The 15,196-nt window shown below is 46.7% G+C and carries 12 protein-coding genes; 7 read left to right on the top strand and 5 right to left on the bottom strand.

Annotation, left to right across the window (positions count from 1 at the left end; translation table 11 throughout):
• The first annotated feature begins 56 nt into the window (after nucleotides 1-56).
• Nucleotides 57-1,196: a 5-methyltetrahydropteroyltriglutamate--homocysteine S-methyltransferase gene (locus QNO02_RS29845; RefSeq protein WP_289390754.1), complete on the top strand. Its 1,140-nt coding sequence runs from the start codon at nucleotides 57-59 to the stop codon at nucleotides 1,194-1,196.
• A 275-nt stretch (nucleotides 1,197-1,471) separates the two neighbouring features.
• Here QNO02_RS29845 and QNO02_RS29840 read toward each other — a convergent pair whose 3' ends face one another.
• Genes QNO02_RS29840 through QNO02_RS29825 form a run of 4 tightly spaced genes read right to left on the bottom strand, consistent with a single transcriptional unit; the run spans nucleotide 1,472 to nucleotide 5,415 of the window.
• Nucleotides 1,472-2,272, bottom strand: a complete 801-nt coding sequence (locus QNO02_RS29840; protein WP_289390753.1) for an ABC transporter ATP-binding protein — start codon at nucleotides 2,270-2,272, stop codon at nucleotides 1,472-1,474.
• Nucleotides 2,272-3,303, bottom strand: a complete 1,032-nt coding sequence (locus QNO02_RS29835; RefSeq protein WP_289390752.1) for a FecCD family ABC transporter permease — start codon at nucleotides 3,301-3,303, stop codon at nucleotides 2,272-2,274. The genes QNO02_RS29840 and QNO02_RS29835 overlap by 1 nt, the downstream gene beginning before the upstream one ends.
• Complete coding sequence (locus tag QNO02_RS29830; protein WP_289390751.1) at nucleotides 3,300-4,340, bottom strand: FecCD family ABC transporter permease; 1,041 nt, start codon at nucleotides 4,338-4,340, stop codon at nucleotides 3,300-3,302. Before QNO02_RS29830 ends, QNO02_RS29835 begins: the two co-directional genes overlap by 4 nt.
• Nucleotides 4,333-5,415: an iron-siderophore ABC transporter substrate-binding protein gene (locus QNO02_RS29825; RefSeq protein WP_289390750.1), complete on the bottom strand. Its 1,083-nt coding sequence runs from the start codon at nucleotides 5,413-5,415 to the stop codon at nucleotides 4,333-4,335. The genes QNO02_RS29830 and QNO02_RS29825 overlap by 8 nt, the downstream gene beginning before the upstream one ends.
• Nucleotides 5,416-5,774: 359 nt before the next feature.
• On the opposite strand from QNO02_RS29825, the gene QNO02_RS29820 reads away from it, so the two are divergent.
• Nucleotides 5,775-6,539 (top strand): leucine-rich repeat domain-containing protein, encoded by a 765-nt coding sequence (locus QNO02_RS29820; protein ID WP_289390749.1) that lies wholly within the window; start codon nucleotides 5,775-5,777, stop codon nucleotides 6,537-6,539.
• 163 nt (nucleotides 6,540-6,702) lie between these two features.
• Here the strand turns inward: QNO02_RS29820 and QNO02_RS29815 are convergent, their stop codons facing one another.
• Nucleotides 6,703-7,794, bottom strand: a complete 1,092-nt coding sequence (locus tag QNO02_RS29815) for a GntR family transcriptional regulator (RefSeq protein WP_289390748.1) — start codon at nucleotides 7,792-7,794, stop codon at nucleotides 6,703-6,705.
• Nucleotides 7,795-8,228: 434 nt separating this feature from the next.
• On the opposite strand from QNO02_RS29815, the gene QNO02_RS29810 reads away from it, so the two are divergent.
• From QNO02_RS29810 to QNO02_RS29790, 5 genes are all read left to right on the top strand, one after another.
• Nucleotides 8,229-9,845, top strand: a complete 1,617-nt coding sequence (locus QNO02_RS29810; RefSeq protein ID WP_289390747.1) for a xylulokinase — start codon at nucleotides 8,229-8,231, stop codon at nucleotides 9,843-9,845.
• Between the two features lies 1 nt (nucleotide 9,846).
• Nucleotides 9,847-10,542 (top strand): L-ribulose-5-phosphate 4-epimerase, encoded by a 696-nt coding sequence (locus QNO02_RS29805; protein ID WP_289390746.1) that lies wholly within the window; start codon nucleotides 9,847-9,849, stop codon nucleotides 10,540-10,542.
• A 270-nt stretch (nucleotides 10,543-10,812) separates the two neighbouring features.
• Nucleotides 10,813-12,231 (top strand): L-arabinose isomerase, encoded by a 1,419-nt coding sequence (gene araA / locus QNO02_RS29800; RefSeq protein WP_133386379.1) that lies wholly within the window; start codon nucleotides 10,813-10,815, stop codon nucleotides 12,229-12,231.
• A 158-nt stretch (nucleotides 12,232-12,389) separates the two neighbouring features.
• Nucleotides 12,390-13,160: an AAC(3) family N-acetyltransferase gene (locus tag QNO02_RS29795; RefSeq protein ID WP_289390745.1), complete on the top strand. Its 771-nt coding sequence runs from the start codon at nucleotides 12,390-12,392 to the stop codon at nucleotides 13,158-13,160.
• Nucleotides 13,161-13,496: 336 nt separating this feature from the next.
• Entirely contained in the window at nucleotides 13,497-15,191 is a 1,695-nt protein-coding gene (locus QNO02_RS29790; RefSeq protein WP_289390744.1) for a histidine kinase N-terminal 7TM domain-containing diguanylate cyclase, read from the top strand.
• Nucleotides 15,192-15,196: the final 5 nt, after the last annotated feature.

Here is a 15,196-nt window from a genome sequence, read left to right as displayed (position 1 = left end):
ATTCCGATCGGATATGTTATATTTAGTTCTATAATGATAAACGGGGAGATTAAACTATGAGCCTACAAACAGAACCTAAACAACGAACAGTCACTCCATTTCGATATGATATTGTGGGCAGTTTCCTGCGCCCAAGTGCGTTGAAGGATGCCCGATTAAAATACCAGAACGGCGAAATTACCACGGAACAGTTGAATGAAGTGGAGAATGCCGAGATTGTGAAACTTGTACAGAAGCAAAAAGAGGTTGGACTTCAGGCTGTAACGGACGGCGAATTCCGCCGCTCTTGGTGGCATCTGGACTTCTTCTGGGGACTGGATGGTGTAGAGCGGACGATCATTGAGGAAGGCTACCGATTCAACGGAGCAACATCCAGACCGGAAACAGCTCGTCTGAGTGGCAAAATCAGTTATAGCAGTCATCCATTTGTAGCGCATTATGCCTTCTTGAAAGAAGCCGCTGGGAAAGACGTTGTTGCCCGTCAGTCCATCCCAGCAGCTGCACAGTTCCTATTCGAATTGGACCGGGCAGATAATAAGGAAAGCACACAGGCCATCTATCCGAACCGCCAAGAGCTTCTCTCGGACATTGCCGGGGCGTACAAAGCATCCATCTTGGCCTTTTATGAAGCCGGCTGCCGCAGCATCCAGATTGATGATTGCACGTGGGGCGCACTGTGTGACCAACAGTTCATCACAGTGATGGAGCAGATTGGCGTTAATGTGGAAGAGTACGCAAACGAACTTGCAAAACTGAACGAAGATGTGGTATCTGGCCTGCCGGAAGACCTCGTGGTAACCACTCATGTCTGCCGCGGTAATTATGTTTCGACATTTGCAGGAGTCGGTGGCGGTTACGAGCCGATTGCGCAGACACTTCTGAGCATCGATAACTACTCAGGATTCTATCTGGAGTTTGATACGGAACGGGCTGGTGACTTCAAGCCACTTCGTTTCCTGAAGGACAATCAGCAGGTTGTACTTGGCCTCTTCTCTTCCAAATTCGGAGAGTTGGAGAACAAGGAAGATATCCTGAAACGGATTGAGGAAGCTACACAATATGTTGATCTGGATCGAATCTGCCTGAGTCCACAATGCGGATTCGCTTCCACGGAAGAAGGCAACCATCTGACCGAGGAACAGCAATGGCGCAAGCTTGCCTTCATTAAGGAAATTGCTGAAGAGCTTTGGAAGTAACATTTGCAGCTTCATTCATCATTCACGCATGTGTTGTGCATAAATAAAACTGCTAAAAAGCCGTACGGATCATCATCCGTATGGCTTTTTGGTGTAGTCCTCATTGTAGAGTGGATGTTTGATCAGAGCCCATAACCCCCAAGAGAGTGAAGCCATGGGTAGAGATGAGAATAACAGATCAGGGAAGCGGTATGACTGAGGAAGAGGTGTGGTGGACGAAATAAAATAGCGACAGTTAGGACAAAGGGATCTTTGTCTCAACTGCCGCTATTTGTCTATCTCGCATGATATCGACCTTTGGGTACCACCATTGGTGATCCCGATACGGGGTCTTCAATAACAGTACATTCCAATCCGAAAATGTCTTTGACTTGTGGAGCGGTTATTACCTCTGCGGGCTTACCCTCAGCCACAAGTTTTCCGGTGTGAAGCGCAAAGACATGATCTGCATACCGTGCCGATAAGTTGATATCGTGCAGGACCATCACAATGGTCGTTCCATGTTTGCGGTTCAGTTCGGTAAGCAGGTCGAGAATCTCGACTTGATACGTGATGTCCAAGAAGGTCGTAGGCTCATCAAGAAAAAGGATATCTGTCTGTTGCGCCAGCGCCATGGCAATCCAGACGCGCTGACGCTGACCGCCTGAAAGCTCATCAATATTGTGATTGGCAAACTCGGTAATGTTCATAATGGTCATGGCTTCGGCTACTGCCTCATAATCCTTCTTGGTCCAGCCACTGAACAAGGACTGGTGTGGAAATCTTCCACGGCCAACCAGATCCGCTACCGAAATACCTTCCGGAACAATAGGAGACTGCGGGAGTAGTCCGATCACACGAGCCAATTGCTTGGGCGGGATCTTGCTAATGGCTTTGCCGTCCAGCGTAATGCTACCAGATGTAGGCTTAATGAGCCTGGCCATCGTTTTCAAAAGGGTAGACTTACCGCAACCATTAGAGCCAATAATGACGCTAATTTTATTACTCGGTATAACAATGTCCACACCGTGGATAATGGTTTTATTTTCATATCCGGCAACGAGTTGTTTCGCTTCAAATACATGTGTCGGTTTCATTATAACTCCCCCTTACGATTCATTCGGATTAACAGGAAGATCAGATACGGTGCTCCGAGTAATCCGGTAATGACGCCTACGGGGAATCTGTACTCAAAAGCAAACTGTCCGATGAGATCTGAGGCTAGAACCAGATTAACGCCAACCAGACCTGCCGGGATAATGTTCAAAGAGCCTACACCTACGAGTCTCTTCGCAATAGGTCCCGCAAGGAAGGAGACAAAGGCAATCGGACCTGTAGTTGCTGTAGCAATCGCGACCATGCAGACCGCACTCACAATAAGCGCAATTCTGGTCTTGTCCGTGTCTACACCTAGTGAAAAGGCCGATTGTTCTCCGAGTTCCAATATACTGAGGTGTTTGCCCAGCATCATGATGATGGGTGAGCAGATTAGCACGGTAATCACGAGAGGCGGTAGTGCACTCATCTGAGAACCGTTTAGACTGCCTGTAAGCCAGCGGATTGCAGCAGGAATATCCTTTTCAGAACTAACCAGTAAGAGATAAGAGATGACCGCATCAAGCATGGCTTGAATACCGATTCCGATAAGTATTAACCGTCCGATGGAGAACACTTTTCCTCTGGAGAGCACATATATGAACAACACCGTAGCCAGACCTGCAATGACTGAAGCCAAGGAGACAATGGCTCCGCTTGCATGAAGTACAACGATACAGAACACAGCCGCCGCGCTTGACCCCGATGTGATCCCAATGACATTAGGATTTGCCAGTGGATTCCGCAACATGGTCTGGAAGGTATAACCTGCAATACCGAAGGCAAATCCAGCAAATAAACCTGTGAGCATTCTCGGTAGACGTATCGTATTTACGGCAAAAGAAACACCTTTGATCTTCTCTCCCGAAAGGGAGCTGATGACATCTTTAATCGGATAGATTGTATTGCCGAGCAAAAGCATGGCGCAGCAAAGAGCACATGCAAGTATGGCAAGGAGACTGGTGACAAGTATCCAGCGGCGACGTCGATGACGTCTGCCCGCCATAATAAATTCAATCGCTTGATCTCTCATAATGAACGCACTTTCGATCGCATCGCAAGGATGATTAATATTGGAGCACCTATAAATGCGGTAACAACACCGACCTCAAGCTCTCCAGGATTGCTGATGAGTCTGCCGCCCACATCCGATATCGTTAGAATGATCGCTCCAGCTATGGCTGACATGGGTATGACAAAACGTAAGTCGGGGCCCAGTATAAGGCGTATGACGTGGGTCGATAACAATCCGATGAAACCAATCGGTCCAGCAAGTGCAGTCGCTGCACCACACAATAGAACCCCTGCAAGAGCCGCAATGAATCGAAGTGTTCCTGTGCGAACACCGAGTCCTGTTGCAACATCGTCACCCAGAGCCAGGGCATTCAGTGCCGGAGCCGTAAGAAACGCAATGAGTACGCCGATGACTAGGAATGGGATAAACGTACTGATTCCACTCCAAGTTGCCGATCCTACGCTGCCCACTTGCCAGAACCTGAACTGGTCCATGACATACGAACGAGGGATCATAATGGCGGTGACGAGTGAGGAGAGCGCGGCGCTAATGGCCGCTCCGGCCAAAACAAGCTTAATGGGCGTGGCTCCGCCACGCCCCATTGAGCCGATTCCGAATACGAACACAGCCGTTATTGCAGCTCCGGCCAGTGCCAGCCAGATATATTGATTGGCGCTGCTGATGTTCAGGAAGGCAATACCGATCACCACAAACAGGGATGCCCCTGTGTTGACGCCCAATATACTTGGGTCAGCAAGTGGGTTCCGGGTAACGGCTTGCATAAGTGCTCCTGATACGCCGAGTGCTACCCCGCATAACAAACTGAAGACTGTTCGGGAGATTCGTTTGCGCACGATGTTTGCCCCATAAGAGTCTACTTCCGGGTGAAATAATCCGTCGATTAACTCATGAAACCTCACGGGTCTAGAGCCAAAGACCAGTGAGGCAATCAGAGTTGCACCGAGCAGGATAAAACAAATGACTAACACCAAGATGAAGTTCTTGGGGACATGTGCTCGTATTCGATTATCGTTCGAAAGCGATGTACTATTCATTGATTTTATCGATGGCTCCACTAATTAATTTCAGGTAATCATCAATAGTATAGGAAATGGAAAGTGGGTTTGGCGTTCCAGCAGCAACCAATGGTGTATCTGCTTCAATGAACGCTACAGAACCACGTTTAACCGCAGGGATTTTACCCAGCAAAGGATCAGCCTGAATAGCTTTCAGCAACTCAGCATCTCCGTATCCAACGAGGATATCCGCATCATTAAGTGCTTCAGCATTCTCAGCACTTAAGCTCAGGGAGTAGCTATTAGGGTCTGTAATTTGGCTAGTGATACTATCTGGGACAACCAAACCTAGCTCACCCAGGAAAGATACACGAGAATCGACAGGTGTATAGATATGAAGTTTGGACATGTCTTCAGCAGAGAAGTTAACCCAAACCACTTTTTTGTCTTTGATCTGAGGATATGCGGCTAATTTCTCGTTAACCATGGCCTCCGTATCTTTGATCAGTTGCTCGCCTTCTGCTTCCATACCCATACCCTGGGCATTAAACGTAACCTGCTCGCGCCATGTTGTTGCCCATGGAGCCGTTGGGTAAGCTACAACCGGAGCAATTTCACTAAGAAGATCGTAGTCTTCCTGAGTGATACCGGAGTATGCCGCAAGAATAACATCCGGATTGGAATCAGAAATGGCTTCAAAATCAAGTCCGTCTGTATCTTGGAAAACGTTCGGGTCGGTTACACCGAGTTCATCGAGTTTCTTAGCAGTCCAAGGCAACAATCCGCTGTCATCCTGAACACCAAAGTTAGCTGCAGAGAAGCCTACAGGAACTTGTCCAAGCGCGAGAACGACATCTTGGTTGGCCCATTGTACTGTAGCTACACGCTCAGGTTTTTTCTCAATAACCGTTTCGCCCAAAGCATGCTTGATTGTAATTGGATATTCGACATTCTCATCTGTAGCGGCTGGTGTTTCTGTAGCTGGAGCTGCCGAATCACTTGCAGCAGGAGTTGCTGCTGGGTCAGCTGTTTGGTTGCCACAACCTACCAATGCCAGGATAAAGACCAGTGAAATCAGTAACGCCGTTAATGGAAACTTTCTCTTTGTATTCATGTGTTTCCCCTTCCTGAATCCTAAAATGTATTGGGTACTGCTTAACATCCTGCTTGATCAATTACATCCATTGAGATGTATAAAAATAGAGATATAAAACGTTTTATACATATGATAATGATTATCAACATCAATAAATATATCTTTTTATTAAATGCAGTGTCAATGAAAAATTGTAAACACCCATATTATATTAGGGTTACATTCCTTGGTAGCGTAATCCACTATCCGTTCTTAACGGAACAGTTATAGGATGAGAGCAGGAGGGGTTCTATTAAATTCGGATGAAGATAATATCAATGTATTTCATTCCAGATCATGGTATATTTCTAGTATTAAATAATGTAAGGAGATTCTACATGCATAATCAATTCATAAAAAAGTTGATCGTACTTTGTTTGGTTTTTGTATTACTACCAGCAACGAGCGTTTTGGCTGCGTCGTCGCTTATTAAGGACCCGGTCTTGGCCAAAGTTATTCGAGCAGATTTGAAGATGTCGGCTAAGAAGGAAATAAAGGCTGCCGATTTGAAAAAATTAAAATCTCTATATGCTATGGAATTAAAAAGTAAGATTTCCAACCTGCAAGGTCTTGAACATGCCGTTAATATGACGGATCTATTCTTGCCTGGTCAAAATATAAAAAATATTAAACCACTTAACAAGTTAAAGAAATTGACGTTCTTAGCTGTTGAAGGCAATCAGATTGCAGATATCTCACCGCTTTTAGGTCTGACTAATCTGCAAAATCTGGTTATGGACAATAACAAAATAAAAAGCCTGGCTCCATTAAAAAATATGCATAAGCTGACCAGTTTACTCGCCAGTGGGAATCAGGTGACTGATCTAAGTCCTCTTCAGAAGTTAAAGCTGGAATGGGTCATTATGAATGATAATAAAATTCAGGATCTAACTCCTTTAAAGAACCATCCAACCTTGGAGTATCTATATATAGAAGATAACCTCATTGAGGATATTGCAGTGCTCGAAACCATTCCACATCTAACAGAGGTATATTTGGCTAACAATCCGTTGAATGAGCGTGCAGAGCAGGTTGTGAAAAAATTGAAGAAGAAAGGCGTCGTTGTAAGTCTGGTGAGTGATGAAGCGGATGAGGAGAAGTAGTTTCGCTTAGAGAAGATGTATATGCATATGTATATGTAAGAAGAAGTAATCCCTCATTAATAGTGAACAAAAACAAAGAAGGCCGCAGATATTCTGACGACCTTCTTTAAGCATGTTGGAAAGTGACGCTCGGTAACAACTTAACGCCCATCCCACAACAATATTATTCCACTTCGATCTCCTTCACCGTCTCTCCCTCAACCAGTATCGGCTGATAGTAGGTGTTTGTGGGCAGATCCTTTTTGCCTTGCAGATTCTTGATCACCCAGTCGGCAGCATCGCGGCCCATTTGTTCTTGGGGGTGGGTTAGCGTTGTAAGCCTGATGTTGGCGTTCTTGGCGATATACGAATTGTCTTGTCCAATGATGGATAACTCATCCGGGATCGAGATGCCCAGTTGCCTGCAGGCGTGCACGACCTCCAGTCCCACCTCATCGTTGTAACAGACGATCGCGGTGAGCGCATCCCTGTTTTCGTCCAGATACGTTGCTACATTAGAGGATAACTCCGGTTTCGATGCGGTATCAAAGGAAAGCACTTGCTCAGGATGGAACCGTAACTTCGCTTCACCCAGTGCCTTGATGTATCCTTTCATCCGGTACTTGCCTTGTAGATCATCCATTTTGGCAATAATGCCGATCTGGGTGTGGCCTTTGGCGATCAATTCCCGTGTGGCAAGATAGCTGGATTGTACATCATCCAGACAGAAGAACGGAACCTCCAGCTCCTCATAAAACGCATTAATCATCGTAAACGGCACATCCTGCTCCTTGAACGACAGGTAGTATGCAATATTGGGATTATACAGATTACTTTTGGTCGGTTCGACGATCAGGCCATCGACGCCGTAGGAGAGCATCATTTCGAGGGCTTTTTTCTCCTGCGCTACATCATTATTGGTACTGGCCAGCAGTAACGAGTAGTTGTCCTCATTCAGACGACTCTCAATGCCGCGGATAATGGACGGAAAGATATAATCCGAGATGTATGTCGTGATCACACCGATCGTTTTCTTCGACGTATTGCCGCCTGATCGTGATCGATATTGATTGCTAACGTAGGTTCCTGACCCCTTTTCGCTTCGTAAAAACCCTTCATTAGATAACTCCAAAATAGCCTTCCGCACCGTCTGGCGACTTACGGTGTAGCTTTCCTGTAATGCCAACTCGGTTGGGATCTGTTCGCCTATGCTATATGTCCCCGAAAGGATATGACTCTTAATATCATCAATGATGACCTGGTATTTTGGCTTCATGTAGTCCACTTCTTTCATCGTTACTCATCTATATCAACGTTATTGTTCAAATAGTTGTACGTACATATTCTAGCATGATTCAGATGGGATGAAAATAAAACCGAACATTTTTCAAAATAAACCGTACATATTCAGCCTTTTCACATAGAGGTGTACCTTACAGCATAGCCATTTTATAGCCATATAAGACCTTTGGATAGTCAAATAGAGTACATTATGTGTCCTTTGTAAGTATAACTATTATATATTATTGACAAATGTACGTACAAAAAATATACTAAGGCTGTCAGAAAAGGAAAGCGCATTCTTTGAAAACACAACGGAACGCATCTATACAAAATTCATTATTAGCTACTGTCATAAGTAAGAGCTTCACCTTATATATGCATCCTTTGGGATGTGAAATCGCGACCGGAGAGGGGATACACGTGATTATGAGTCAACTGGACTTGAAAGAAGCCATTACCAAGGGCGCTACTTCGCTCGGTATTGAATTTGGATCAACGCGGATTAAGGCGGTGTTGATTGACGAGTGTTTTGAAACCATCGCATCAGGCAGTTATGAATGGGAGAACCTCCTGAAAGATGGATATTGGACGTACAACCAGGAGGATATCATCACAGGCCTGCAAACGGCTTATCGTGAGATGAAGCAAGATGTGGAACAGAAATACGGAATTACGCTGCGAACGGTCGGTTCTATCGGATTCTCGGCCATGATGCACGGATATATCGCATTGGATAGCGCAGGTGAAATGCTGGTACCTTTCCGAACCTGGCGTAATGCTACGACGGGAGCAGCTGCAAGGGAGCTAACGGAACTTCTGCAATTCAATATTCCGGAACGCTGGAGCATCGCCCACTTGTACCAAGCCATTTTGAACGAAGAGGCACATGTGCCACAGATCGATCACCTGACAACTTTGGCTGGATACATCCACTGGTTGCTGACGGGCAATAAGGCGATTGGGATCGGCGATGCATCAGGCATTTTCCCAATTGACGAGTCTACACATAACTATCACCCATCCATGATCCAACAGTTCGACGAACAGATCGCAGGCAAAGGTTATCCGTGGAAAGTCGAAGACCTTCTTCCCAAGGTCTATCTCGCGGGTGAGAACGCAGGTGCATTGACGGAAGCGGGAGCCAAGTTGCTCGACCCTTCGCAAGATCTGCAAGCAGGTATTCCGCTCTGCCCGCCAGAAGGCGATGCCGGAACGGGTATGGTGGCAACGAATAGCGTGAGAAAACGTACGGGGAACATCTCCGTCGGCACATCTGTATTTGCGATGATTGTACTGGAGAAGGAATTATCCAAAGTATATCCCGAGATCGATATGGTCACCACGCCGGATGGTAGTCCAGTAGGGATGGTGCATGCCAACAACTGTTCCAGTGATATCAACGCATGGGTAGGATTGTTCCGTGAGTTTTCTCAAGCGATGGGATATGAAGTGGATAACGGCAAGTTGTTCAGCGTGTTGTTTAACAAGGCTTTGGAGGCAGACCCTGATGGTGGTGGCTTGCTCAGCTATGGATACTACTCAGGTGAGAACATTACTGGACTTGAGAAAGGCCGTCCATTGTTCGTCCGCTCCCCGGAAAGCAACTTCAATTTGGCAAACTTCATGCGGACACATCTGTTCAGTGCCTTCGGTGCACTCAAGCTGGGTATGGACATTTTGACGGAGGAAGAGAATGTAGCCATTGACAGTATTTTGGCTCACGGTGGCCTCTTCAAGACCCCTGTGGTCGGACAACGGATTGTAGCTGCTGCGATGAACGTACCGGTGTCGGTAATGTCTACCGCTGGTGAAGGCGGCGCATGGGGCATGGCACTTCTGGCTTCGTACATGATCAACAAGGATCAAGAGGAGAGCCTGGATGTGTTCCTGGAGCAGAAGGTCTTTAACGATGTTGAGGGAGTTGAAGTGGCGCCGGATGCATCGGATGTGAAAGGGTTTGAAGCATTTATCGAACGGTATCGGAGTGGACTCACAATTGAGCAATCAGCTGTAGATCATCTGGTAGAGAACGGGAGGGAATAACATGTTAGAACAACTGAAAGAAGAGGTATTCCAGGCGAATCTGGAACTGCCAAAGCACGGACTTGTAAAATTCACTTGGGGTAACGTCAGTGCAATTGATCGGGAAAGCGGTCTGTTCGTGATCAAACCAAGTGGCGTTAGCTACGATGTGATGAAAGCAAGCGACATGGTTGTGGTCGATCTGGACGGTAACGTGGTGGAGGGTGAGATGCGACCTTCCTCGGACACTGCAACACATGCCGTACTATATAAGCATTACTCGGAGATTGGTGGCATCGTGCACACACACTCCACATGGGCGACCATCTGGGCGCAAGCCGGACTGGACGTACCTGTTATGGGAACAACACATGCAGACACGTTCTATGGAGCAGTGCCTTGTGCACGGTTCCTGAATCAGGACGAGGTTGATCGTGGATACGAAGAAGAGACAGGACGCGTCATTATTGAAACGTTTGAACAGCGTGGGATTGATGTTATGGCTGTTCCGGCAGTATTGCTCCATGGGCATGCGCCGTTTACGTGGGGGAAAGATGCCAAGTCTGCGGTGGTAAACAGTGTCGTGCTGGAGGAAGTATGCAAAATGAACCTGTACGCGCGGCAGTTAAATAACTTCGCGAAGGAACTGCCACAAGGCATTCTGGATAAACACTATCTGCGAAAACACGGAAAAGACGCGTATTACGGACAGAAGTAATTAGGTTATAACAGTGATTGGAAGCATGTTCTGGCTTACAAGTGGTTTAGTTTGGGAATGACATGTTCAACTACACTTTTTACACGATAACGGAGAGTGCAGTACCAATCTGTAGAAGCGAAGCGCTCGCCTTTATAACCGGATATCATCCTTATTAAAATTGATCAAAGAAATCCGGGGATAACCAGCGATCGGAAGATGGTACTGCAATCGGAGTGGTAAGTGTAACCCATTTGTTCAACTATAAAATAATGAAATGAGGATGATTATATGTCAGCAGCAAAAGAATTCTGGTTTGTGGTCGGTTCACAGCACTTGTACGGAGAAGAAGCACTGGGTGAAGTAAAAGCCAATGCACAGAAAATCACGGATGCCCTTAATGCAAGCGGCGTACTGCCGTACCCGCTCGTATTGCAGGATCTGGCGGTAAGCGCAGATAAAATCACGAGTACGATGAAAGAAGTCAACTACCGCGACGAAGTAGCAGGTGTCATCACATGGATGCATACATTCTCCCCGGCGAAAATGTGGATTCGTGGTACAAAATTGCTGCAAAAACCTTTGCTGCACTTGGCGACCCAATTCAATGAAAGCATTCCTTGGGCAACCATCGATATGGACTTCATGAACTTGAACCAAGCGGCACATGGTGACCGCGAATATGGCTTCATCAATGCCCGTCTGAGAAAACAAAATAAAATCGTTGTTGGCTACTGGGAGCGCCCAGAAGTGCAACAGCAGGTTGCTGATTGGATGGACGTAGCGGTAGCTTATAATGAAAGCTTTAACATCAAAGTAGCTCGCTTCGGTGATAACATGCGCAACGTGGGCGTAACCGAAGGTGATAAAGTAGAGGCACAGATCCAATTTGGATGGACGGTTGATTACTTCGGCATCGGCGACCTCGTGCAATACGTGAACGCTGTAACAGAGCAGGAAATCGATGATTTGATCGCTCAGTACGGAGATCTCTACGAGTTCGATTATGGCACGAACAGCAAGGAAGCTTGGGAAGCCAGTGTACGTGTGCAAGCGAGTTATGAGATTGCCATTAAACGTTTCTTGGACGAAGGTGGTTACAGTGCCTTCACTACAAACTTCGAAGATCTGCATGGCATGAAACAGCTTCCGGGTCTGGCAGTACAACGCCTAATGGCTCAAGGGTACGGATTTGCCGGTGAGGGTGACTGGAAAACAGCTGCGCTGGATCGCTTGCTGAAAATTATGGCCCATAACGAGAATACGGGCTTCATGGAAGATTACACATACGAGATGGCTACTGGACAGGAAGCTATCCTGCAATCTCACATGCTTGAAGTAGATCCTACACTTGCCAGCACCAAACCGAGAATCATCGTGTCCCCTCTTGGCATTGGCGATCGCGAAGATCCAGCTCGTCTTGTGTTCGATGGCAAAGCAGGCGAAGGTGTCGTGGTATCCATGGCAGACTTCGGTACACATTACAAATTGCTGATCAACGAAGTATCTGCATTCGAGCCAACCGTTCCAGCACCTAACCTGCCGGTAGCACGTGTTCTGTGGAGCGTGAAGCCGAACTTCCAAGATGGAGTGAAAGCATGGATCGAAAATGGTGGCGGTCACCATACAGTTGTATCCTTGAACCTGACGACAGATCAGATCGTGACGTATGCGAAGCTGGTGAATCTGGAGTACGTTATTATTAAGTAAAAGTTGAGCGGTGTTACTGCCTGAACTCATACAAATTCTTTCTCTGTGGCCGGGGGTTAACCCTCGGCCATTTGTTTGTTATGCTGAGAAGCATGATGTGAAGCTGAGTAAGGATTTGCTTTTTCATCGAAAAGGATAAGAAATGAAGGAGGAAGGACATGTATACAAAAGAAAGCTTGATTCAGCAACTAGAGCAGCTTGGTATGGATAGGCAAGGCACGTTGCTCATTCACTCTTCAATGAAAAGTATAGGCGAGGTTGAAGGTGGGGCAGACACGGTGTTGGATGCCTTTAGCGACTATATGAAAGAGGGATTGTTGGTGCTTCCCACGCATACGTGGTCTACCATTAATGCGGATAACCCAGTGTTCCACGTGGAAACTTCTTCCTGTTGTGTGGGTATTCTTCCTGAACTATTCCGTAAACGTCCGGGCGTAGTTCGTTCCTGGCACCCAACGCACTCGGTAGCAGCACTCGGAAGGGATGCAGAGGCATTTACGAAGGACGATCATCTCTTCGATACACCATGTGCGAGAGGTTCGGCATGGGGGAAACTGCTTGATCGGAAAGCGACGATTTTGTTAGTAGGCGTTGATTTGAAGCGGAATACATTTATCCATGGGGTCGAAGAGTGGGTGGACATCCCTGGCAGAATGACGGACGAGCATGAGATGCTGTATACGGTTTTACCGGATGGAAGCCAGATTTCAGTACCGTCCCGCAGACATTGTGGGTTGCCATGGTCGGAGCATTTCTGGAAAGTAGACGAGGTACTGGTTCGCGAAGGTGCGATGCGTAAAGGACGACTCGGGGATGCGGTTGTTAGAGTGTGTGATGCGGCTAAGACAGCAGAGGTAATTACGGAAATGCTGAAGGATAACCCCGACCTATTCACGGACAATCTCCCTCTAAATGCAGTAACCGAATGATACAAGGGCCGTCCGGTAGCCGGATGGCTCAATATCGACCACTTGATGAAATCCGAATAACTCCCGAGCAGCTGATCTTCCTCTCCTATTTGTACTCTAAACCTTCAAAAGCATTCACAAATAATCAGAAATAGATCAGCATTTCGATCAGAGGTTGGTCGGACTTCCAGTGTATGGGCTACTCACCCTTATGGTGGTGTGATAAGATATGGTTAAATTAACCAATAATTATGGCGTAGCAGAATTGTATAGGTGTTTATTGAAGTTATATATAAGTATCACATAGAATCATGAACAACCACGTTGTCATTGTAGCATCTAAGAAGGAGAAGATTCGTGAACCCATTAGTATGGTATGATCTCTTTTTATTTGTCCTATTGTTCGGTGTAGGTGTATATGTGTTTGCTACTGTTAGAATTACGAACTTACATAAGGTGTACTTTTTATTCCACGGGTTGATGATGCTCTGGCCTTTCTGTCAATTTGCGAGTACGCTCACGGATGATTCCGGTTTGCAGTTGTTCTATGTGACATTATCTTTTGTCGCGGTCTCCCTGCTTGGGAGCGGATGGCTTCTACTGACGATCTTTATTACCGGTTATGCGGAGCGGTTAAGTGCAAAAGGAACCTTCCTGCTATTTGTCCCTGCGGTGATCGGGGCTATAGGTGTAGTCGCAAACCCATGGAATGAGTTCGTCATCCCACTGGAGGGCGGGTACATCGAGCGGGCTTATGGGCCTTGGTTCTGGGTTGTGATGGTTATTCTGGTGAGCTATTTTTTGGCGTCTCTCGTCGTTCTGTTCCGTGCGGTGTATTCATCGCAGACGTCTGCCATGATCAAAAAACAGGTGCGGATCACCCTATGGGGTATCTTTGTCTTGGCTGTTTTTGCAACCATTGATGCGATCCTGAATGTTGTGCTAGCCCGCTGGTTGCCAATCATCCCTGGCATGACTTCGCTGGGAATCTTTCTGTCAGACCTGTTCTTTGTCTATGTGATCAAAAGATACAATGTATTCGATCTGGTCTCCATCGCGCATGAGGACGTAATCAATACCATTCCATATGGCATCCTAGTACTGGATGAGAATGAAGTCATTGTTGAAGCAAACAAAGCCTCTCGATCCTTTATGGATCTGCATGTGGGGGATTCTTTTGATATGGAGGTATTTCTGGAGTCTGTTCAAGTTGTGGGCAGCTGTCGGGAGTTCGTGAATCATTATAAGAAAAAGGAAAATACCCTCTCTCATATTGAAGTGATCGTGGAGCGGGACAACAACATTCGGCACTATATTCTGCAATCGTCTCCGATTGTGGATTCGGCGCTTGTGCCGATCGGCCATATTCTTACGTTCCAGGATGTCTCGCAGGAGCGCTTCTATGTGAAAGAGATGAATCGCCAGAACGAGACGCTTCAGGAGCGTAATCAGGCGCTAGACTTGATCCGTCAGGAGTTATCCGAGGCCAATCGCAAACTGGAGGAACTCGCGCTGACGGACAGTTTAACCAACTGTTACAACCGCCGTTATCTGACCCAACACCTGAATCATGAGGTCATTACCAATATTCAATACAAAACACCATTTTCACTCCTGTTGCTCGATATTGACTACTTCAAAGCGATCAATGATCGCTATGGACATGTCATCGGTGATGAAGTGCTCGTCCACACGGCAGAGGCCGTCAAACAATCCATACGCAGTACGGATATTCTGACGCGTTATGGCGGGGAGGAGTTCATGATCTACCTTCCGCACACGGAGCATGACTTGGCGAACCAAATCGCGGAGCGCGTGAGAACCGCTGTGGAGTCCAACCGGATTATGGTGGATCACGAGATTATGCAGGTATCCATTACGATTAGTATTGGGATTCTGTCCTTTGAGGATTTTGAAGTGGAGCATGTGCCGGACAATCCAGAGGGGTATTTGACTCAACTGTTCGCTGCGGTGGATAAGGCCTTGTATCAGGCGAAGCAGAATGGGCGTAACAGAGTGGCGTTTGCGGAGTTTGAGCGGGGAGTTGTTTGAGAAAG

The sequence above is a fragment of the Paenibacillus sp. PK1-4R genome (assembly GCF_030369595.1).
GTDB lineage: Bacteria > Bacillota > Bacilli > Paenibacillales > Paenibacillaceae > Paenibacillus.
Note: the sequence above shows the minus strand (reverse complement) of the source record. Positions and strands in the feature narration are given on the sequence as shown.